Origin of the sequence: Streptomyces sp. NPDC001407, from assembly GCF_042895325.1 — a bacterium.
In the GTDB taxonomy this organism is placed as follows: Bacteria; Actinomycetota; Actinomycetes; order Streptomycetales; family Streptomycetaceae; genus Streptomyces.
On record NZ_JBIAWF010000001.1, the window covers coordinates 635,113 to 655,631 of the forward strand.

The 20,519-nt window shown below is 70.7% G+C and carries 20 protein-coding genes; 12 read left to right on the forward strand and 8 right to left on the reverse strand.

The window, feature by feature from the left end; all coding sequences use genetic code 11:
- Nucleotides 1–6: 6 nt before the first annotated feature.
- Both ACFY1P_RS03015 and ACFY1P_RS03020 read left to right on the forward strand, forming a co-directional pair.
- Nucleotides 7–552, forward strand: coding sequence for a C39 family peptidase (locus ACFY1P_RS03015; RefSeq protein WP_390749487.1), 546 nt, complete (start codon nucleotides 7–9; stop codon nucleotides 550–552).
- Nucleotides 552–926, forward strand: a complete 375-nt coding sequence (locus ACFY1P_RS03020; protein WP_390749488.1) for a glutamate ligase domain-containing protein — start codon at nucleotides 552–554, stop codon at nucleotides 924–926. Before ACFY1P_RS03015 ends, ACFY1P_RS03020 begins: the two co-directional genes overlap by 1 nt.
- Here ACFY1P_RS03020 and ACFY1P_RS03025 read toward each other — a convergent pair.
- Nucleotides 923–2,125, reverse strand: coding sequence for a hypothetical protein (locus ACFY1P_RS03025; RefSeq protein WP_390749489.1), 1,203 nt, complete (start codon nucleotides 2,123–2,125; stop codon nucleotides 923–925). The two genes, ACFY1P_RS03020 and ACFY1P_RS03025, sit on opposite strands and share 4 nt — an antisense overlap.
- A 555-nt stretch (nucleotides 2,126–2,680) precedes the next feature.
- Nucleotides 2,681–3,769, reverse strand: a complete 1,089-nt coding sequence (gene ychF / locus ACFY1P_RS03030) for a redox-regulated ATPase YchF (protein WP_361528803.1) — start codon at nucleotides 3,767–3,769, stop codon at nucleotides 2,681–2,683.
- A gap of 285 nt (nucleotides 3,770–4,054) precedes the next feature.
- Between ychF and ACFY1P_RS03035 the strand changes: the two genes are divergently transcribed.
- Nucleotides 4,055–4,597: a DUF6542 domain-containing protein gene (locus ACFY1P_RS03035; protein WP_390749490.1), complete on the forward strand. Its 543-nt coding sequence runs from the start codon at nucleotides 4,055–4,057 to the stop codon at nucleotides 4,595–4,597.
- Here ACFY1P_RS03035 and ppgK read toward each other — a convergent pair.
- Nucleotides 4,494–5,258, reverse strand: a complete 765-nt coding sequence (ppgK, locus tag ACFY1P_RS03040) for a polyphosphate--glucose phosphotransferase (protein ID WP_361528799.1) — start codon at nucleotides 5,256–5,258, stop codon at nucleotides 4,494–4,496. The genes ACFY1P_RS03035 and ppgK overlap by 104 nt on opposite strands.
- 30 nt (nucleotides 5,259–5,288) lie before the next feature.
- Nucleotides 5,289–6,326, reverse strand: coding sequence for a 4-hydroxy-3-methylbut-2-enyl diphosphate reductase (locus ACFY1P_RS03045; RefSeq protein WP_390749491.1), 1,038 nt, complete (start codon nucleotides 6,324–6,326; stop codon nucleotides 5,289–5,291).
- A 106-nt stretch (nucleotides 6,327–6,432) separates the two neighbouring features.
- On the opposite strand from ACFY1P_RS03045, the gene ACFY1P_RS03050 reads away from it, so the two are divergent.
- The 4 genes from ACFY1P_RS03050 (at nucleotide 6,433) to ACFY1P_RS03065 (ending at nucleotide 10,328) form a co-directional block, all read left to right on the forward strand.
- Nucleotides 6,433–7,785, forward strand: coding sequence for an APC family permease (locus ACFY1P_RS03050; protein WP_390749492.1), 1,353 nt, complete (start codon nucleotides 6,433–6,435; stop codon nucleotides 7,783–7,785).
- 90 nt (nucleotides 7,786–7,875) lie between these two features.
- Entirely contained in the window at nucleotides 7,876–9,096 is a 1,221-nt protein-coding gene (xseA, locus tag ACFY1P_RS03055; RefSeq protein WP_361528793.1) for an exodeoxyribonuclease VII large subunit, read from the forward strand.
- Between the two features lie 10 nt (nucleotides 9,097–9,106).
- Nucleotides 9,107–9,355, forward strand: a complete 249-nt coding sequence (locus ACFY1P_RS03060) for an exodeoxyribonuclease VII small subunit (RefSeq protein ID WP_361528791.1) — start codon at nucleotides 9,107–9,109, stop codon at nucleotides 9,353–9,355.
- A gap of 382 nt (nucleotides 9,356–9,737) precedes the next feature.
- Entirely contained in the window at nucleotides 9,738–10,328 is a 591-nt protein-coding gene (locus tag ACFY1P_RS03065) for a malonic semialdehyde reductase (protein WP_390749493.1), read from the forward strand.
- A gap of 48 nt (nucleotides 10,329–10,376) precedes the next feature.
- Here the strand turns inward: ACFY1P_RS03065 and ACFY1P_RS03070 are convergent, their stop codons facing one another.
- Nucleotides 10,377–10,910 carry a DUF4245 domain-containing protein gene (locus tag ACFY1P_RS03070; RefSeq protein ID WP_361528787.1) on the reverse strand — a complete coding sequence of 178 codons (534 nt, stop codon included), beginning with the start codon at nucleotides 10,908–10,910 and terminating at the stop codon, nucleotides 10,377–10,379.
- A 223-nt stretch (nucleotides 10,911–11,133) separates the two neighbouring features.
- Between ACFY1P_RS03070 and glpX the strand changes: the two genes are divergently transcribed.
- Nucleotides 11,134–12,165 (forward strand): class II fructose-bisphosphatase, encoded by a 1,032-nt coding sequence (gene glpX, locus ACFY1P_RS03075; RefSeq protein WP_361528785.1) that lies wholly within the window; start codon nucleotides 11,134–11,136, stop codon nucleotides 12,163–12,165.
- Nucleotides 12,166–12,508: 343 nt separating this feature from the next.
- Here glpX and ACFY1P_RS03080 read toward each other — a convergent pair whose 3' ends face one another.
- Together ACFY1P_RS03080 and ACFY1P_RS03085 are read right to left on the reverse strand one after the other, a co-directional pair.
- Entirely contained in the window at nucleotides 12,509–12,865 is a 357-nt protein-coding gene (locus ACFY1P_RS03080; RefSeq protein WP_361535436.1) for a WhiB family transcriptional regulator, read from the reverse strand.
- Nucleotides 12,866–13,035: 170 nt separating this feature from the next.
- The gene (locus tag ACFY1P_RS03085; RefSeq protein WP_390749494.1) at nucleotides 13,036–13,710 is read right to left on the reverse strand and encodes a DUF1707 domain-containing protein; all 675 of its coding nucleotides are present in this window, start codon (nucleotides 13,708–13,710) and stop codon (nucleotides 13,036–13,038) included.
- A 146-nt stretch (nucleotides 13,711–13,856) separates the two neighbouring features.
- Here ACFY1P_RS03085 and ACFY1P_RS03090 point away from each other — a divergent pair, with 146 nt between their 5' ends.
- The gene (locus ACFY1P_RS03090) at nucleotides 13,857–15,551 is read left to right on the forward strand and encodes a fumarate hydratase (RefSeq protein ID WP_361535442.1); all 1,695 of its coding nucleotides are present in this window, start codon (nucleotides 13,857–13,859) and stop codon (nucleotides 15,549–15,551) included.
- Nucleotides 15,552–15,881: 330 nt separating this feature from the next.
- Here ACFY1P_RS03090 and ACFY1P_RS03095 read toward each other — a convergent pair whose 3' ends face one another.
- A complete protein-coding gene (locus ACFY1P_RS03095; RefSeq protein ID WP_390749495.1) occupies nucleotides 15,882–17,399 on the reverse strand; it encodes a ricin-type beta-trefoil lectin domain protein in 1,518 nt (505 codons plus the stop codon).
- Nucleotides 17,400–17,507: 108 nt separating this feature from the next.
- Between ACFY1P_RS03095 and ACFY1P_RS03100 the strand changes: the two genes are divergently transcribed.
- The 3 genes from ACFY1P_RS03100 to ACFY1P_RS03110 all read left to right on the forward strand — a co-directional run bounded on the left by ACFY1P_RS03100 (nucleotide 17,508) and on the right by ACFY1P_RS03110 (nucleotide 20,499).
- Nucleotides 17,508–18,902 (forward strand): class II fumarate hydratase, encoded by a 1,395-nt coding sequence (locus ACFY1P_RS03100; RefSeq protein WP_361534990.1) that lies wholly within the window; start codon nucleotides 17,508–17,510, stop codon nucleotides 18,900–18,902.
- Nucleotides 18,903–19,007: 105 nt separating this feature from the next.
- Nucleotides 19,008–19,688 carry a DUF402 domain-containing protein gene (locus ACFY1P_RS03105; protein WP_361534987.1) on the forward strand — a complete coding sequence of 227 codons (681 nt, stop codon included), beginning with the start codon at nucleotides 19,008–19,010 and terminating at the stop codon, nucleotides 19,686–19,688.
- Between the two features lie 100 nt (nucleotides 19,689–19,788).
- Nucleotides 19,789–20,499 (forward strand): methyltransferase domain-containing protein, encoded by a 711-nt coding sequence (locus ACFY1P_RS03110; protein WP_361534984.1) that lies wholly within the window; start codon nucleotides 19,789–19,791, stop codon nucleotides 20,497–20,499.
- Nucleotides 20,500–20,519: the final 20 nt, after the last annotated feature.

Below are 20,519 nucleotides of genomic sequence, written 5' to 3' on the forward strand. Positions count from 1 at the left end.
GCCGCTGTGCCGCGCGTCCACGATGTCCCCCTGTGCCGACAGCTCATCGACCCCGCCGAATGGGATCTACACGGCGGATGGGCACTCGGAGACAGGATCGAATGGTCCAACCGGGCGTGCGGCCTAGCATCACTGAGAGCGATTCTGCTCGCCTACGGGCGTGCGGCGCCCACGGTGACCGAACTCCTAAAGCTCGCGGTCAAGCAAGACGTCTTGACCCCGCGTGGAGCGCTCCACGCGGGGATCGCGAGCCTGGCGAGCGACCTCGGAGTGCAGTCCCGCGCCGAGCCTGTACCCGTCGAGGAACTGCTCGCCCGGCTCGACGATGCCCCGCTCATCGTGTCCGTGACCGAGCAGTTTCCCAACGACGGCCGATCGGGCGGCCACCTCGTCATCCTTCGCGGCTACGAGAGCGGCGCGGACCCAACCATCCACTTCCGCGACCCGTCGGCCTGGGGCCAGGAGAACGACCAGGTTCCACTCAGTCGCCTGTCCCACTCATACACCGGACGTGCGATCACCTTCGCGCCCCTGAATAACGGAGACTCTTGATGACCGAGGCAGACGGCGGAACGCGCCAGGCCGAAGGCGGCCGGACGATCGCCGTACTCGGAGAGATGCTCGAACTGGGCGACGACTCGATAGAGGCCCATCGCGAGATCGGGCGCTACGCAGCCGAGCAAGGAGTCGACATCCTGCTCGGCGTCGGCAACAGCCCCAGCGTGAAGCAACTCGTCCTCCACGCGGGCGCGGCCGGCGTACCCAACCTTGCGCTCGTCGCCGACAACGAGACCGCCGCCGACTTCCTGGAAAAGATCCTCGTGCCCGGCGACAAGGTGCTCATGAAAGCCTCACGAGGCGGCATGCTCTGGCAGATCGCCCAGCGGCTCACCGGGCAGCCCGTCACAGGGATCGGGGACCACTAGCCCGCGGTCCGTTCAGGCCGCCCCGGCTCGCCCTCTCCTGTAGCGGACGGCTGGGGCGGCTCGGGTTGCGGGAGCTCCTCCAGCGCCTTGCCGGCGTCTTCGACCACCTCGTCCGCAGCCTTGGCGTCCGTGCGTGTGGCGCCGTCGTCGGCTGCGGCGGCGACCACCGCCTCAACGACTTCCCCGATGGCTACGCGCGGGATATCGGCTTGGCCACCTTCGACGGTCTGCTCGTTGGCGGCCACGGTCGCCCCCGTCTCCGGGTTGGTCACCGTCACCGAGACCGTGCACGGAGACGCATCGGGAGTTTCCTCGACAGGCGCCTGGACCTCCACGGTGACGGCCATGCTGTCGGTCATCTGCGACTCCGCGGTGACGGTGACCACCCCGTCCTGCGGCTCGGAGACCGTGAAGGTCGGCTGCGTGCCGGGGGCGCTGATCGCGGCCATCCACTTACGGAACGGGTTCAGGCGACCCATGAGCTCTACGGCCGGCTTCTCGATGGGGTCGGGGAGAACGGTTTCCACCGACCTCTTCAGAGTCTCTTTCACGCTCGGCTGCTTCTCGGGCTTGGCGGAGTCCCCCTCGTCCTCCCCCTCATCGCCACGCCGACCAGAAGAGCGGGTCGTCCCCCGAGCCGCCCCAGGAGAAGCCGCCCCTTCGGCGGCGTCGCTCTTGTCGGACGGAATCTTCTCTCCTGGAGCGACCTCGCGGTAGAGCGGCCCCGCGGCCAGCGCCGTTGTGCCGTCGAACGTCGGCGGTTTGATATTCGGCTTGGCAATCGGAGGGGCATCGTCGCCTTCGCCGTACGCAAGGGCGTGCGCGTCTTCCGTCGAGACGCCTCGCCGCAAGGCTTCCTTAAGGACGGCCTGTCGCTGTTCTTCCGTGAGGGGAACGCCAGCAATTCCGCCGCGCCCGTCGAAGTAGGTCGGGACGTAGCCGTCGGCCGGATCGTGGCGGTACATGTCTCCCTCGTGAACATGCACGTTCGATTCCGGGATCACGTCCGGCTCCGTCTTGGCGGGGCCTTTGCCCTTGCTCTGCACCCGCTCGTGGGTGGTCTGCGATATGCCCATCGTGCCGGCATAAACGGCGGTGGTGGCCAGCAGCCCCCACGCGACCATCGCGGTCCGCCTCTGCGGCTCACCCTTCTCGGGGACTGCGAGAGCTTTGGCTACGAGCGTGCGACGACGCGTCACGGATGATTCCTTTCCCCCAGGAACGAGTAGTTCCGGTTACTCCTCGGTTACTTCTAACATGCGAACAGCCGTTCGAACCAGCGGCGTATCCATTCGATCTTCCAAGTCATCCTCTGGGCTGATTAGGACCAACCCACGGGGATGATGAACACCGTTCGCGGACATGCAAGACGAACCGGGCGGCTCCACAAGATCGCACACACTCGCGCGCCATTCCACACAAATAACGGCGCGAGACCAATGGCCTCACGCCGCGAAAGAAACACTGTTCGCCCCTAGGGGAAGACGATCAACCGCAAGGGCATCAAGATCGCATTGTCAATTGAAATTCGATCACCGCTCTGCCGGAATCTCAGCGCCCGCAGTCCAGGCCCGACGCCGACCCAGCACCGATCCAGCACGGTACGGATGATGAGGGGTGATGACAGGTGACGAGGCGTCAGATTATCCAGCACCGATCCAGCACGGGAAAAAACAAGGGGCCCGACCCCGGAGAGTCGGACCCCTTCTGACCTGCATGTTTGCCAGATCAGCGACGTGGTGATATGTCAGCCGCTACACGTTGAACCGGAACTCCACCACGTCCCCGTCCGCCATCACATAGTCCTTGCCCTCCATGCGGGCCTTGCCCGCCGCTCGGGCCTCGGCGACGGAGCCGGCGGCCACGAGGTCGTCGAAGGAGATGACCTCTGCCTTGATGAAGCCCTTCTGGAAGTCGGTGTGGATGACACCGGCCGCCTCGGGGGCCGTGGCGCCCTTCTTGATGGTCCAGGCGCGGGTCTCCTTGGGGCCTGCCGTGAGGTAGGTCTGGAGGCCCAGGGTGGCGAAGCCGACGCGGCCGAGGGTGGCCAGGCCGGGCTCCTCCTGACCCATGGACTGGAGGAGCTCCAGCGCCTCCTCGTCGTCGAGCTCGATCAGCTCGGACTCGATCTTGGCGTTGAGGAAGATCGCCTCGGCGGGCGCCACCAGGGCGCGCTGCTCGTTCTTGAAGTCCTCGTCGACCAGCTCGTCCTCGTCGACGTTGAAGACGTAGAGGAAGGGCTTGGTGGTGAGCAGGTGCAGCTCGTGCAGGAGGTCGCCCTGCTCGGTGCCCTTGGTGATGCCGGCGGAGAAGAGCGTCTGGCCGGACTCAAGGATCTTCCGGGCGGACTCGACGGCGGCGAGGACGGCCACCTTCTCCTTCTGGAGGCGGGACTCCTTCGTCAGGCGCGGGACCGCCTTCTCCACCGACTGGAGGTCCGCGAGGATCAGCTCGGTGTTGATGGTCTCGATGTCGTCCTTGGGCGAGACCTTGCCGTCGACGTGGACGACGTTCTCGTCCTTGAAGGCGCGGATGACCTGGCAGATCGCGTCCGACTCACGGATGTTCGCGAGGAACTTGTTGCCCAGGCCCTCGCCCTCCGAGGCGCCGCGCACGATGCCCGCGATGTCGACGAAGTCGACCGTGGCGGGGAGGATCTTCTGCGAGCCGAAGATCTCGGCGAGCTTGTCCAGCCGGGGGTCCGGCACGCCGACGACGCCCACGTTGGGCTCGATGGTGGCGAACGGGTAGTTGGCCGCCAGCACGTCGTTCTTGGTCAGGGCGTTGAACAGGGTCGACTTGCCGACATTCGGCAGACCGACGATTCCGATCGTGAGCGACACGTGGCGACTTCCCGTAGCGAGATTCCCGGGAGGTGCCGGCAGCGGGTCGGCCGCCGCCATCCCCGGGAAGGGTGTAAAGGGTCCGCGGCCCACACGGGGCCGGTCAACCAGTCTACGGGTCCCCGCCGCGCCACGGCCCCGGAAGGACTATCAGTCGAACGCGCGGCCAAGGTGGCCCAAACCGCGTGTCCAACGTCGGATTCCTCCCGCTTCTCGACCTAGTTTGGTCGAGTGGAGCAACCCAGCACCCGTGCGCCCCAGCCCAGGATCCGTCGGACCTCCCCCGTGCCCAGGCCCGCCTCCCCCGTGGGGCAGGGCGAGAAGGCGGCGGTCCACCGCGTGCGCTCCGGGCGCGCCTCGCCCCCGCTGCGCGTCCCGGGCCCCCGCCTGACCGGCTTCGGCAGCGGCCTCCTGACCGCCCTGGCCATGCTGGCGGCCGGCGCCCTGGACTCGGCGGCGGGCGGCTCGCCCGCCTTCTACGGCGTCTTCTTCCTGGTGGCGAGCGCGGCCTGTGCCCTGTGGGTGCGGCCGGCCGACCTGGTCACCGCCCCGGTGACCGCGCCCATCGCCTTCGCGGCCGGCGCGGTGCCCCTCGCCGAGGGCCCGGACAGCTTCGCGGGGCAGGCCATGGGCCTGGTCACCGTGCTGTCCCTGCACGCCGAGTGGCTCTACGCGGGCACCGCGCTCACCGCGCTGATCGCCTTCGTACGCCGCATGGTGCTGCTCAGGCAGCAACGACGGGATCGGGCCAGGCCGCGCCGGCGGCCATCGCGGCTCCCACGATCCCCGCGTTGTTCAACAGCTGAGCGGGCACGATCTCCGCGCTGACGCCCTCGATCAGCGGGAGGAACTTCTCGGCCTTCCGGCTGACGCCACCGCCGATGACGAAGAGCTCGGGCGAGAAGAGCTTCTCCACATGGGCGAGGTACCGCTGCACCCGGCGCGCCCAGTGCGCCCAGCTCAGGTCCTCCTCCTCCTTGGCGCGGGTGGAGGCGCGCGTCTCGGCGTCGTGGCCGTTCAGCTCCAGGTGGCCCAGCTCGGTGTTGGGCACGAGCTTGCCGTCGGAGAAGACCGCGCTGCCGATGCCCGTACCGAAGGTGAGCAGGACGACGGTGCCACGGCGGCCGCGCGCCGCGCCGTAATACAGCTCGGCGAGGCCCGCGGCGTCCGCGTCGTTCAGCACGGTCACGGGGGAGCCCAGCCGCGCGGCGAGCAGCCCGGCCGCGTCCACGCCGATCCATTCCTTGTCGACGTTGGCCGCCGTGCGCGTCGTGCCCTGGACGACCACGCCCGGGAACGTCACCCCGACCGGGCGCCCGGACCAGCCGAAATTCGCCACGACCTCCCGGACGGTGTCGGCGACGGCGTCCGGGGTGGCCGGCCGCGGCGTGAGGAGCTTGAAGCGCTCCGCGGTCAGCTCGCCCCGCGTCACGTCGACCGGTGCGCCCTTGATGCCCGATCCGCCGATGTCCACGCCGAATACGTTCATGCCGACCACGCTAAAGGGTGGGGCTGACGCTCACCCCTCGGAATCCCGGACTGACCGCTCGGCTTGGGACTTCCCGGAGCCGTCGCCCTCGGACGACAGGGCGGCGGCCGCCTCCGCGCGCAGGTCGCGGCGCAGCTCCTTCGGCAGCGAGAAGGTGATCGACTCCTGGGCGGCCGTGATCGTCTCGACGTCGCCGTAGCCGCGCTCGGCGAGCCACTCCAGGACGCCCTCGACGAGGATCTCCGGGACGGAGGCGCCCGAGGTGACGCCGACGGTGGTCGCGCCCTCCAGCCACGCCTCGTCGATCTCGTCGGCGAAGTCGACCAGGTGGGCGTCGCGGGCACCCGCGCCGAGGGCGACCTCGACCAGGCGGACGGAGTTGGAGGAGTTCTTCGAGCCGACGACGATGACCAGGTCGGCCTCGGCGCCCATCTGCTTGACGGCGGTCTGCCGGTTCTGCGTGGCGTAGCAGATGTCGTCGCTCGGCGGGCTGATCAGCTGCGGGAAGCGGCCCTTGAGCGCGTCGACGGTCTCCATCGTCTCGTCGACGGACAGGGTGGTCTGGGAGAGCCAGACGACCTTGGACTCGTCGCGGACGCTCACGTTCTCCACGTCGCCGGGGCCGTCGACCAGGGTGATGTGGTCGGGCGCCTCGCCGCTCGTGCCGATGACCTCCTCGTGGCCCTCGTGGCCGATGAGCAGGATGTCGTAGTCCTCGTTGGCGAAGCGGACGGCTTCCTTGTGGACCTTGGTGACCAGCGGGCAGGTCGCGTCGATGGTGGCCAGCTTGCCGCGGGCGGCCTCCTCGTGGACGACGGGGGCGACTCCGTGCGCGGAGAAGATGACGATGTTTCCCTCGGGCACCTCCTCCGTCTCCTCGACGAAGATCGCGCCCTTCTTCTCCAGCGTCTTGACCACGTACTTGTTGTGCACGATCTCGTGGCGCACATAGACGGGCGCCCCGTACTGTTCCAGGGCTTTCTCGACGGCGATCACGGCGCGGTCCACGCCCGCGCAGTAGCCACGGGGGGCGGCGAGCAGGACCTTGCGGGCAGCGGCAGCAGTCATGCACTCCATCGTACGGGCCCGCCTTCCGGGGCCGTTCCGCCGACCGGCACCGTGGCCGGAGCTGGTGCACGATGGGCGGGAGCACGGACCGACGAGGGGCGACCCCATGGCCACACCACCCGGCGGCGGCCGGAAGGACGCCTTGCGCCGCACGCTCTCGTTCCGGGACCTCGTCGTCTACGGCCTCCTCTTCATCGCCCCCATGGCACCGGTCGGCGTCTTCGGCACGCTCGACGCGAAGGCGCACGGGGCGGTGGCGCTCGTCTATGTGGTGGCGACGGTCGCGATGGCCTTCACCGCCCTGTCGTACGCGCAGATGGTGCGGGTCGCCCCGCAGGCCGGCTCCGTCTACACCTACGCGCGCGTGGGGCTCGGCGAAGGGGCGGGGTTCATCGCCGGCTGGATGGCGATGCTCGACTATCTGCTGATCCCGGCGGTGGCCTATCTCTTCTCCGGCATCGCGATGCACGCGCTCGTGCCGGCGGTGCCGCAGTGGGTGTGGACGGCGCTCGCGGTGGCCGTGACGACCGGGCTGAACCTGTGGGGCGTACGGGCCGCGGCGGCGGTGGGCTTCCTGGTGCTGGCCATGGAGATCGCCGTGCTGCTGGTCTTCGTCGCCTCGGCGGTCTTCGCGCTCTCGGAGAACGGCACCCGGCGCGGGTGGCTGTCGCCGCTGACCGGGGAGGGCGGTTTCTCGGCGGGCGCGGTGTTCACGGCGGTGTCGGTGGCGGTCCTCTCGTATCTCGGGTTCGACGCGATCGCCGCGTTCGCGGAGGAGTCGGCCGGGGGCTCCGAGCGGGTCGCGCGGGCCGTGCTCACGTGTCTGGCGGTGGCGGGCGTGCTGTTCGTCCTCCAGACGTACCTCGCCGCGCTGCTCGCCCCGATGTCCCCGGCGGAGCTGGCCGCGCACCCGGCGGAGCAGGGGTCGGCGTTCTACGACACGGTCGACTCGGCGACCGGCGCCTGGCTGCACGACCTGGTGGCCGCGAGCAAGGCGGTCGGTGCCGCCTTCGCCGCGCTGGCCGGTCAGGCGGCAGCGGGCCGGCTGCTGTTCGCCATGGCCCGCGACCGCCGCCTGCCGGCCCTGCTGGCCAGGGTCGCCCCGGGCTCAGGCGTGCCCCGGCCGGCGCTGCTGGGGGCCGCGACGGTGACCCTGGTCGCGGCGGTGTGGGCGGCCCGGCGCGACGACGGGCTGGACCGGCTGGTGTCGGTGGTCGACGTGGGGGCACTGGTCGCCTTCGCCCTGCTGCACCTGTCGGTGATGGGGTGGTTCGGGGTACGGAAGCGAGGTGGCCTGCGGCCGGTGCGGCACGTGGTGGTGCCGCTGCTGGGGCTGGCGGTGGTGATCGCGGTGATCGTGAAGGCGGCGTCGACGGCACAGTGGGTGGGCGGCGTGTGGTGCGCGGCGGGGCTCGCGGTGCTGGGGGCGCAGGCGGTGCGGCGGTCACGGGCGGGCTGAGGCTTCCGCTCCGGGCTCTCCCCGGGACCGGCCACGGTCCACCCGCGGATGACCGCACCGGACTTCGAGCGGAGCGCTTACGCTCGCTCCATGGCCCTCAATACGTCAGCCGACGCCCCGATCCCCGTCGGGCAGGTGTCCCGTCTCATCGGCGGGTGGATCGACCGGCTGGGTGCCGTCTGGGTCGAAGGGCAGATCACCCAGCTGTCCCGGCGGCCGGGCGCGGGCGTGGTGTTCCTGACCCTGCGCGACCCCTCGCACGACATCTCGCTGTCCGTCACCTGCTACCGCTCCGTGTTCGACGAGGTCGCCGACATCGTCTCGGAGGGCGCGCGGGTCGTCGTGCACGCCAAGCCCGAGTGGTACGCGCCGCGCGGCTCGCTCTCGCTGCGGGCCGCCGAGATCAGGCCGGTCGGCGTCGGCGAGCTGCTGGCGCGGTTGGAGCAACTGAAGAAGTCGCTCGCCGCGGAGGGCCTGTTCGCCGCCGAGCGCAAGCGGCCGCTGCCGTTCCTGCCGCAGCTCGTCGGGCTGGTCTGCGGGCGCGCGTCCGCCGCCGAGCGCGACGTGCTGGAGAACGCCCGGCACCGCTGGCCCGCGGTCCGCTTCGAGGTGCGCAACGTCCCGGTGCAGGGCGTGCACGCAGTGCCGCGCGTGATCGAGGCGGTGGCGGAGCTGGACGCCCGTCCGGACGTCGACGTCATCGTCGTGGCGCGCGGCGGCGGCAGCGTGGAGGACCTGCTGCCGTTCTCGGACGAGCAGCTCGTACGGGCGGTGGCCGCGTGCCGTACGCCGGTGGTCTCCGCGATCGGCCACGAGCCGGACACCCCGCTGCTGGACCTGGTCGCCGACCTGCGCGCGTCCACGCCCACGGACGCGGCGAAGCGGGTCGTGCCGGACGTGGGCGAGGAACTGCTGCGCGTACGGCAGCTGCGGGACCGCGCGCTGCGCTGCGTCACCGGGCACCTGGAGCGCGAGGAGCGCGGCCTGGCGTCCGTACGCGCGCGCCCCTGCGTGGAGCGACCGCAGCGGATGGTGGACGAGCGGGCGGACCAGATCGCCGCGTTCGTCGAGCGGGGACGGCGCACGTTCGGCCACCTGCTGGACCGCGCGGACTCCGAACTGACCCACACCCACGCGCGCGTGGTCGGCCTGTCCCCGGCGGCGACGCTGCGCCGTGGCTACGCGGTGCTCCAGCACGCGGACGGCTCGGTGGTACGCGCCGCGGACGAGGTCACGGCGGACGAGGAGCTCCGGGCGCGGGTCGCGGAGGGCGAGTTCGCGGTACGGGCCGTTGTCACACCTCCCGCTTAGGCTTGGCCGCATGGCGAAGACGGATGCGGCTTCCGGTGACACGGGCGAGAGCGTGCTGGGGTACGAGCAGGCGCGGGACGAGCTGATCGAGGTCGTGCGGCGGCTGGAGGCGGGCGGGACGACGCTGGAGGAGTCGCTGGCGCTGTGGGAGCGGGGGGAGGAGCTCGCGAAGGTGTGCCGGCATTGGCTGGAGGGTGCGCGGGCCCGGCTCGACGCGGCGCTCGCGGCGGATTCCGCGGAGGACGCTTCGCGGGCTTGATCTTTTTCTTCCCCAGCCCCGCCCCTTCCCGGCTGCGTCTAATTTGCGGCTCCGCCGCGTGGGGGCTCCGCCCCAGACCCCGATGTGCGGGTCCGTCGGCTGACGCGCAGCGCCTGCGGCGCTAGTCCTCAAACTCCCCCAGCTACCTCCCCCAGACTCCGTCTGGGGGAGGTAGCTGGGGGAGTTTGAGGACAACGCGGCGAAGCCGTGTTGCGGGGTCTGGGGCGAAGCCCCAGTTTCGGGAAGGGGCGGGGCTGGGGAACAAAGCCCGGACCCCGTGAACCCCGTCACACCACCCCAGATTTAGTTGAAAGTTAACGTACTTCGAGGCAGGGTGTTCCTACCGCACACATTTCCGCACACAAGAGAAGGCGTGCCCCGAATGACCCTCGCACTCGACCCCGCCGCCCAGGACCTGCTCTTCCGTGAGGCCCGTACGGCCAGCACCTTCTCCGACGAGCCGGTGTCCGACGAGCAGATCCAGGCCGTCTACGACCTGGTGAAGTACGCCCCGACCGCGTTCAACCAGACGCCGCTGCGCATCGTCCTGGTCCGCTCCGAGGAGGCCCGCGAGCGTCTGGTGGCGCACATGGCGGAGGGCAACCAGCCCAAGACCCGCACCGCGCCGCTCGTCGCGATCCTCGCCGCGGACAACGAGTTCCACGAGGAGCTCCCGAACCTCTTCCCGCACTTCCCGCAGGCCAAGGACGTCTTCTTCAGCGAGCGTCCCGTCCGCGAGGCGTCCGCCAAGGTGAACGGCGCCCTCCAGGCCGCCTACTTCATCGTCGGCATCCGCGCCGCCGGCCTGGCCGCGGGCCCGATGACCGGCTTCGACTTCGCGGGCGTCCAGAAGGAGTTCCTGGACGACGACCACACCCCGCTGATGGTCGTCAACATCGGCAAGCCGGCCGGGGACGCGCCGTTCCCGCGCTCGCCGCGCCTGGCCTACGACGAGGTCGTCACGACCGTCTGACCCGACCCGCCCCTCCCGGGGCGGACCGGTTCACCCCGGCCGTCGCGCTCAGGCCTTCCCGGCCTTGAGCGCGGCGGCCATCTTCGTCAGCCGCTCCGGCGCGGCGGTGCCGGTGACCACCGTCGTCACGCCGTGCTCCTCGCGCACCAGGGCGTTGTACTTCCGGCCCTCGTAGCGCCGCCAGGTGGCGTCGCCCACCTTCTCGGTGCTCGCGGTCTTCTCCGCGCCCTGCGTCACGTTGTCGATGAACGCGGCGGCGGGGGCGTCGCTCTGCTCGACCGCGACGTACTGCGTGTCCGGGTCGAGGAAGCCGAGGTGCCAGGCGGAGCCGTTCTTGCCGCCCTCGTCGTAGGAGACCGAGGTCGCGCGCCAGTCGGCGTCGAGGCCCACGGGCGCGGCGACGGGGTACGGCGCCGCGCGCCGGGCCGTCGTGAGCTCCACCCGGTAATCGACGGTCCTGACGGGGTCCTTGCTGTCGTCATGCGGGATGAACACATAGCTGACCAGGGCGATCGGGATGATCACCGCCATCGCCAGCAACATGTTCCGTACGGTCTGCGCCTTAGGGTTCCTACCTGCCACGCCCCCATCGTCCCCCATGGCCGCGCGGATCTTGACGGCGGTGGCCCGCCGGGGCCGCCGGGCGCGTCACGGACCGCCGCCGGGTGACCTTGACGCCGCTCATGCGTGGGGTGGCCTGCTCACTCTCGCAGTAAACAGATAAAGTCATCAGCACCCTCACCCTCTGCCCCCTTCGGGGGACGAGGGGTCACACGGCCGTCGCCGTACAGAAAGGTGCGCTCCGATGACCGATCATCACCTGCCGTCCCAGCTCGAAGTCAGCCCCGAGGCCCCCGACCGCAACCTCGCCCTGGAGCTCGTCCGGGTCACCGAGGCCGGCGCCATGGCGTCGGGCCGCTGGGTCGGGCGCGGCGACAAGAACGGCGCGGACGGCGCCGCGGTCAAGGCCATGCGCGCCCTCATCGGCACCGTCTCCATGAACGGCGTCGTCGTCATCGGCGAGGGCGAGAAGGACAACGCGCCCATGCTCTACAACGGTGAGCGCGTGGGCGACGGGACCGGCGCCGAGTGCGACGTCGCCGTGGACCCGGTGGACGGCACGACGCTGACGGCCAAGGGCATGGCCAACGCGGTCTCCGTCATGGCCGTGGCCGACCGTGGCTCGATGTTCGACCCGTCCGCGGTCTTCTACATGGACAAACTGGTCACCGGCCCCGACGCCGCCGACTACGTCGACATCGACGCCCCGGTGGGCGTCAACATCCGCCGCGTTGCGAAGGCGAAGCACTCGTCGCCGGAGGACGTGACCGTCGTCGTCCTCGACCGCCCCCGCCACGACGGCATCGTCAAGGAGATCCGCGAGGCCGGCGCCCGCATCAAGTTCATCTCCGACGGCGACGTGGCCGGCGCCATCATGGCCGTCCGCGAGGGCACGGGCGTGGACCTGCTGCTCGGCATCGGCGGTACGCCCGAGGGCATCATCGCGGCCTGCGCCATCAAGTGCCTCGGCGGCACGATCCAGGCCAAGCTGTGGCCCAAGGACGAGGAGGAGCGCGAGCGCGCGCTGGCCGCGGGCCACGACCTCGGCAAGGTCCTGCACACGGACGACCTGGTCAGCGGCGAGAACGTTTTCTTCGTCGCCACCGGCATCACGGACGGCGAGCTGCTGCGCGGCGTGCGCTACCGCGCCGAGACGGCGACCACGCAGTCCCTGGTGATGCGGTCCAAGTCGGGCACGATCCGGCAGATCGACTCCACGCACCGGCTGTCGAAGCTGCGCGCGTACAGCACGGTGGACTTCGAGCGCCCCAGCTAGTCCTCAGGCCGGACGGGCGGGTTACCGGGTTTCTGGGTGCGGGTCCGTTGCCTCCCCCAGCTACCTCCCCCAGACTCCGCCCGGGGGTGCCCCCAGCGGCGGGGGCGGCCTGCGGCCGCGTCCTCAAACGCCGGACGGGCTGAATGTGCTGGTGACGGTCAGCACCATCCAGCCCGTCCGGCGATTGAGGACAGCGCGCGAAGCGTGCTTCGGGGGTCTGGGGGCGAAGCCCCCCACGCGGCGGAGCCGCACATCAGACGCAGCCGGGAAGGGGCGGGGTAGGGGAACAAAGCCCGCCGCAGGCGACGGCGGGCCGCAGCCGAACCCGGGGCCGCCCCCGTGGTCAACCCGCCGCGGCGACCCGTGTCGTGCGCTGGAGTTCCGCCTCGCGGCGACGGCGGCGGGCCAGGACGACGCGGCGTTCCGCCGCGGTCAGGCCGCCCCACACGCCATAGGGCTCCGGTTGGAGCAGCGCGTGCTCGCGGCACTCGACCATCACCGGGCAGCGCGCGCAGACGCGCTTGGCGGCCTCCTCCCGGGAGAGCCGCGCGGCGGTCGGTTCCTTGGATGGTGCGAAGAAGAGCCCGGCTTCATCCCGGCGGCACACCGCCTCCGAATGCCAGGGGCCGGCCTGATCCCGAGCGGGCACCCGCTGGGACGGTACGGCGGCTTCAGGCAGGGGCTGATGCGGTAGCAGCACGGTCTACTCCTGACGACGGCTTAGCTTGGCCGATTGAGTCACCTTTGCCCGCCTCCACTGCGCACGGCCATTCGCACCGGCAGCCGTACGAGAGACGATGCACCAAGCTTTACCCGCTGTGCGCGTGCTTATTCACACCGTTGCCATGAGCGGAACGCACTGACCCGCGATCAGCCGTCCGCCCGGAGGTTCCGCAGCCGCTTGCCCTTCTTGGGCTTGGCCTCGACCCCGCCGAACACGGCGAAGCCCATGACCGTCACGACCGGGGCGCTCTCGTCCGGCGCCTCGCGGGACTTGACCTCGAAACCGCCGAAGATGCCGGTGCCGGTGGAGCGCAGGGTGATGTTCTCCGGGACCTTGATCTCGACGCCGCCGAAGATCGCGGTGGCGTTGATGACGATCTCCTGCTGTTCGAAGACGGCCTCCGTCAGGTCGATCTCCACGCCGCCGAACAGGGCGAAGGCGTTGATCCGCCGGGGGACGCGCCAGCGGCCGTTGCGCGCGGCGCCGCCGAAGACGGCGATGAGGTTCTCGGCGGCCTCGGCGGCCGCACCACCGGGGCGCACCGGTGCGTCGTACGGGCGCGTGGCCGCGGCGGGCGCGGGCCGGGAGGCGAGGGGGAGGTCGCGGGTCAGCGGCTCCAGCTCGCCGAGGGTGCGGGCCTGATAGACCGCGCCGACGCGCTCGGCGTGCTCCTCCGCCGTGATGCGGCCCTCGCCCAGCGCCTCGCGCAGGATGTCGGCCGTCCGGTCCCGGTCGGCGTCGGAGGCGCGGAGCGCCGTTTCGGCCGGGGCCGCCTTCTCCAGCTGCACCGGGGGGCGCTTCTCGCGCGATGACTCGTCCACCGTGCCAGGGTAGCGAAACGCGATAGATCGCGACAGGGGCGGTCGCCGGTGAGCCTTACCTCACAGCCGCTCCCCCGCCCCCGCGTTCTACGCTTGTGGATGCTGTCGCAGTAGCCAGCATGTCTGCCGAGTGAGGAATGGCCGCAATGTCCCCTACTTCCCGCCCGACCCGCCCAGAGTTCGCCTACACGGATCTCCTGCCTTTGGGCGAGGACAACACTCCGTACCGCCTGGTGACTTCCGAGGGCGTGAGCACCTTCGAGGCCGACGGGCGTACGTTCCTCAAGGTCGAGCCGGAGGCCCTGCGGAAGCTGGCCGCCGAGGCCATGCACGACATCTCGCACTACCTGCGCCCCGCGCACCTCGCGCAGCTGCGCCGCATCCTCGACGACCCCGAGGCGTCGGCCAACGACCGCTTCGTCGCGCTCGACCTGCTGAAGAACGCCAACATCGCCGCGGCCGGCGTGCTGCCGATGTGCCAGGACACCGGCACGGCGATCGTCATGGGCAAGCGCGGCCAGAACGTCCTCACCCAGGGCGGCGACGAGGAAGCGCTCTCGCACGGCATCTACGACGCCTACACCGAGCTCAACCTGCGCTACTCCCAGATGGCCCCGCTGACCATGTGGGACGAGAAGAACACCGGCTCCAACCTGCCCGCGCAGATCGAGCTCTACGCGACCGACGGCGGCGCGTACAAGTTCCTCTTCATGGCCAAGGGCGGCGGCTCGGCCAACAAGTCCTTCCTCTACCAGGAGACGAAGGCGGTCCTCAACGAGTCCTCCATGATGAAGTTCCTGGAGGAGAAGATCCGCTCCCTGGGCACCGCCGCGTGCCCGCCGTACCACCTGGCGATCGTCGTCGGCGGTACGAGCGCGGAGTACGCCCTGAAGACCGCGAAGTACGCCTCCGCGCACTACCTCGACGAACTGCCCGAGGAGGGCTCCCCGCTCGGTCACGGCTTCCGTGACAAGGAGCTGGAGGAGAAGGTCTTCGAGCTGACGCAGAAGATCGGCATCGGCGCCCAGTTCGGCGGCAAGTACTTCTGCCACGACGTGCGCGTCGTCCGGCTGCCGCGGCACGGCGCGTCCTGCCCGGTCGCCATCGCCGTCTCCTGCTCCGCCGACCGCCAGGCCCTGGCGAAGATCACGCCGGAGGGCGTCTTCCTGGAGCAGCTGGAGACCGACCCGGCGCGCTTCCTGCCGGACACCACCGAGGAGGAGCTGACCGCGGGCGCCGGGCCCGACCTCGACGCGGTCGCCGTCGACCTCGACCGGCCGATGGACGAGATCCTCGCCGAGCTGTCCAAGCACCCGGTCAAGACCCGGCTGTCGCTGACCGGCACGCTCGTCGTCGCCCGCGACATCGCCCACGCGAAGATCAAGGAACTGCTGGACGCGGGCGAGGAGATGCCCGAGTACCTCAAGAACCACCCGGTCTACTACGCGGGCCCCGCCAAGACCCCCGAGGGCTACGCGTCCGGCTCCTTCGGCCCGACGACGGCCGGCCGGATGGACGCGTACGTCGAGCAGTTCCAGGCGGCGGGCGGCTCCAAGATCATGCTCGCCAAGGGCAACCGGTCGAAGCAGGTCACCGACGCGTGTGCGGCTCATGGGGGCTTCTACCTCGGGTCGATCGGCGGTCCGGCGGCGCGGCTCGCGCAGGACTGCATCAAGAAGGTCGAGGTCCTGGAGTACGAGGAGCTCGGCATGGAGGCGGTCTGGCGGATCGAGGTCGAGGACTTCCCGGCGTTCATCGTCGTGGACGACAAGGGCAACGACTTCTTCGTCGACCCGTCGCCGGCTCCTACGTTCACGAGCATTCCGGTGCGGCAGGGGTAGCGGGGCTGCGGGTCGGTTGGCGCCTGCGGCGGGCTTGTTCCCCCACCCCGCCCCTTCCCGGCTGCGTCCGATGTGCGGCTCCGCCGCGTGGGGGGCAAGCCCCCAGACCCCCGAAGCACGCTTCGCGCGCTGTCCTCAAACGCCGGACGGGCTGGATATCCAGCCCGTCCGGCGTTTGAGGACGCGGCCGCAGGCCGCCCCCCGCCGCAGGCGGGCAACTGGCCCGCAGCCGGGGGCCTGGGGCACGCGCCCCCCCACGCGGCGGAGCCGCACATCGGACGCAGCGGGAAGGGGCGGGTAGGGGCGGGTAGGGGAAAAAAAACCCCCCGGCTACGCGAACCGCTGCCGCGCCGACCCATCGCACTGCGCCAACCGCACCGGCTCCTTCGCCGTCGTCAGCGTCAGGCACAGTTCGGGCGCGGCCGCAGGCCGGAACGTCGAGCCGTCGCGCACGAACCGCTGGTTGGTTCCACCGTGGCAGTCCCACAGGGAAACCGCGATCCCGGCCCGGTAGGAGCCGGACGGCACGTCGACGCACCGGTCCTGGGAGAGCTCGGTGTGCAGGGACTGGCGCTGCGCGTCGTACCACCAGCCCTGGTTGCGGGCGCCGGAGCAGTCCCAGCCGCCGACCTCCGTGCCGTTGCGGCTGCTCGCCCCGTACGCGTCCACGCACGCGCCCGTCGCCTCGTTCTTCAGTGGCCGGTACGCGTCGTCCCACGCGCCCTCGTACAGCACGGGCGACCCCGTGCTCGCCGGGTCCGCGCAGCCCGCCTCGCGGTAGCCGGAGGCGTAGAGCTGGCCGAGGCAGGACGCGAAGGCGCCGTGGCCGCGGAAGTTGGGGTGGAAGGACTGGCGCACGGAGTTCTCGTTCGGCGGGAAGGGGTTGGCCACGTCGATGTAGAGACCGCGCGCCCACGTGTTGTCCGAGCACACCTCATGGCCGTGGAAGAGGCGCGAGTTGTCGAGGAAGAGCGCGCCGGTGTCGCGGGCCACCGTCCGCATGCCGCGCGCGAAGGCGGGCACTGCGGTGTTGCGGCCCCACGCCGCGTCGGAGGTGTAGCCGACGCAGCCGCCCGGGATCTTGCCGGGGTAGTCCGGGTTGTCCTCGAAGTCGGGGCCGATGGGGCTGGGGTAGCCCATGACGACGAGCTTGTAGTCACCGGCGGCGTAGCCCGCGCCGCTCATGACGGTGCGCAGGTCGCGTACGGTCTGCTCGACCTTGGGCACGAGGCCGTCGACGCGGGCCTGCCAGCCCGGCGCGTACTTCGGCTCGCAGGTGCCCTGGAGGAGTACGTAGCGCTCGACGCAGTCGGTCATCACGGGGCCGAACTGGAGGTCGTCGTTGGCGCCCGCGACCAGCAGGACCAGCTTGACGTGCGTGTTGCGGGCCTTGATCGCGAGGGCGTCGCTCTGCACCAGTTCGTCCGCGTACTGCTTGCTGCCGCCGATGCGGATGTTGACGGTGGAGGCGCCGGAGCAGGCCACGTTGTAGGTCACGTCGGCGGGGATAGTGGTGCGGTGGATGGCCGAGTCGGGCGAGCGGTGGCACCAGTTGGTGGGCCCGTTGGTGCCCGGTTCGTAGTTCCCCACGCCCTCGCCGGATATCTCGCTGTCGCCGAGCGAGACCAGCGAGGTCTTGCGGTCGGCGAGCGGGCGCTCGGCGGCGTCGCCGTAGAGCTTGGTGGCCTCGGCGGCGCGGATCTTCTCCAGTTCCGGTGCCAGGGGGGTGGAGGCGGCCGTGCGGGTGGCGGCCTGGGCCGCGCTTGTGGTGATGGCCGTCCCGCCGAGCGCCGCGGCGAACGCGGCGACGGCGGCGAGGGCACAGCGCAGGGTGGGTCTGCGTGTCATGAAGCCTCCCCGATTTCAGTTGTTACCCGCGGTATTTACTAGCTGGGAGTGCCTCTTGGGAACAGGCCGGACCGGACAAACGCTGTGCTGTACAGGAGGTAAGTGACGATGACCGACAGTGAGCAGTACCGGACCGAGCACGACTCCATGGGGGAGGTACGGGTCCCGGCCCACGCGAAGTGGCGCGCGCAGACCCAGCGGGCGGTGGAGAACTTCCCCGTCAGCGGGCAGCGCCTGGAGCGGGCGCACATCGAGGCGCTGGGCCGGATCAAGGCCGCCGCGGCCAAGGTCAACGCCGAGCTCGGCGTGATCGACAAGGACATCGCGGAGGCCGTCGCCGAGGCCGCGGAGGAGGTGGCGCGGGGGCGCTGGGACGACCACTTCCCGATCGACGTCTTCCAGACCGGCTCGGGCACGTCGTCCAACATGAACGCCAACGAGGTCATCGCCACCCTCGCCACCGAGCGCCTCGGCCGGGACGTGCACCCCAACGACCACGTCAACGCCTCGCAGAGCTCCAACGACGTCTTCCCCTCCAGCATCCACATCGCGGCCACCGCCGCCGTCACGGGCGACCTGATCCCCGCGCTGGAGCACCTCGCGGCGGCGCTGGAGCGCAAGGCCGCCGAGTTCGCGGACGTCGTGAAGTCGGGGCGCACGCACCTGATGGACGCCACGCCCGTCACCCTCGGCCAGGAGTTCGGCGGCTACGCGGCGCAGGTGCGCTACGGCGCCGAGCGGCTGCGCGCCTCCCTGCCGCGCCTGGCCGAACTCCCCCTCGGCGGCACGGCCGTGGGCACCGGCATCAACACCCCGGCGGGCTTCTCCGGCGCCGTCATCGCCGAGGTCGCCCGCACGACCGGGCTGCCGCTGACCGAGGCCCGCGACCACTTCGAGGCGCAGGGCGCGCGGGACGGCCTGGTGGAGACCAGCGGCCAGCTGCGCACGATCGCGGTCGGCCTCACCAAGATCTGCAACGACCTGCGCTGGATGGCCTCCGGCCCGCGCACCGGCCTCTCCGAGATCAACGTCCCCGACCTCCAGCCGGGCTCGTCGATCATGCCGGGGAAGGTCAACCCGGTGATCCCCGAGGCGGTCCTGATGGTCGCCGCGCAGGTCACCGGCAACGACGCGACCGTGGCCACGGCGGGCGCGGCCGGGAACTTCGAGCTCAATGTGATGCTCCCGGTCATGGCGAAGAACCTGCTGGAGTCCGTGCGCCTGCTCGCGAACGCCTCCCGGCTGCTGGCCGACCGCACGGTCGACGGCATCACCGCGAACGCGGAGCGGGCACGAGAGTACGCGGAGTCCTCGCCGTCCGTCGTCACCCCGCTGAACCGCTACATCGGCTACGAGGAGGCGGCCAAGGTCGCGAAGAAGTCCCTCGCCGAGCGGAAGACGATCCGGGACGTGGTGCTCGAATCGGGTTACGTCGAGCGGGGGTTGCTGACCCGCGAGCAGCTGGACGAGGCACTGGACGTGCTCCGGATGACGCGGCCGTAGCCCCGGGAGGCGGGGCGGACACCGTGTCAACCCCCACCTCTTGGACCGTACCTATTGCGGCGCACATCACGGCGCACCCGCCGTCACCCCGCCTAGGATCTGCGCATGACAGCGGACACCGTGGACACGACAGCAGGCACCGCCCCCTGGGCGCCGGGGGACCACATCCTCTGGCGCTATCGGGGCAACGGCACCGATCGCGTCCACATCTGCCGTCCCGTCACCGTGGTGCAGGACACCGACGAGCTTCTCGCGGTGTGGATGGCGCCGGGCACCGACTGCGTCAAGCCGCGGCTCGCGGACGGCACGTCCATCCACGAGGAGCCGCTGGCCACCCGCTACACCAAGCCGCGTACCACCGTCGTCTCCCGCTGGTTCGGCACCGGCGTGCTCAAGCTCGCCCGCCCCGGCGACCCCTGGTCGGTCTGGCTGTTCTGGGACCGTGACTGGGGGTTCAAGAACTGGTACGTGAACCTCGAGGAGCCGCTCGCCCGCTGGGCGGGTGGCGTCGACTCCGAGGACCACTTCCTGGACATCGCCGTCTATCCGGACCGCAGTTGGGAGTGGAAGGACGAGGACGAGTTCGGCCAGGCGCAGCGCGCGGGCCTGATGTCCGCCCGGCAGGCGGAGCGGGTGCGGGAGGCCGGGCGGTCGGCGGTCGCGGTCATCGAGTCCTGGGGCGCGCCGTTCGCCGGGGGCTGGGAGGACTGGCGGCCCGACCCGGCCTGGAGCGTGCCGGCGCTGCCCGCCGACTGGGACCGCTCCCCGGCCGGGATCCGGGCGTAACCTCGGGAAGCGCTTGGCGGGCCCCCGACGGACAACCGTAGGATCGGCCTCCGCGATACTGCACAGCAGCACGGCACGAACAGAGCACGGCATGTGACGCATGTTCACAACAAGACGGTCACAGGAGGGCGGAGCCGTGAGCGGTGACGAGGGGCGGGACTACGACGGCTACGCCCGCTTAGGGCTGGACCGCAGTGGGCAGGCCGAGGCGTTCGACGCGATAGGCGACCGCTACGACGACGCCTTCCCGCACAAGGAGGGCCAGCTCGCGGCCGGGGCCTGGCTGGCGAAGACGCTGCCGCCCGGCTCCCGGATCCTGGACCTGGGCTGCGGTACGGGCCTGCCGACGGCCCGGCAGCTCACGGAGGCCGGCCACCGGGTGGTCGGCGTCGACCTCTCCCCCGGCATGCTGGACCTGGCCCGCGCCAACGTCCCCGGGGCCGAGTTCCTCCGGGTGGACCTGGCCGAGCTGCGGGACGGTCGGCTGGGGGAGTTCGACGGGGTCGCCGCGTTCTTCTCGCTGCTGATGCTGCCGCGCGCGGAGATCCCGCACGCCCTGCGGATGGTGCGCGGACTGCTGAGACCCCAGGGACTACTGGCCCTGTCGATGGTCGAGGCCGACGTGGACGACTTCGCGATTCCGTTCCTGGGGAACACGATCCGGGTATCCGGATACCTGCGGGACGAATTGCGCCAGGTCGTGTGCGAGGCGGGCTTCGAGGTCGCCGGGGAAAGCACGCTGGCGTACGCCCCGGCGAGTACGGACGTGCCACCAGAGATCCAGCTCTTCTTCAATCTGCGACGCGCCTGACCCACGGTGCGCCCCCTGAA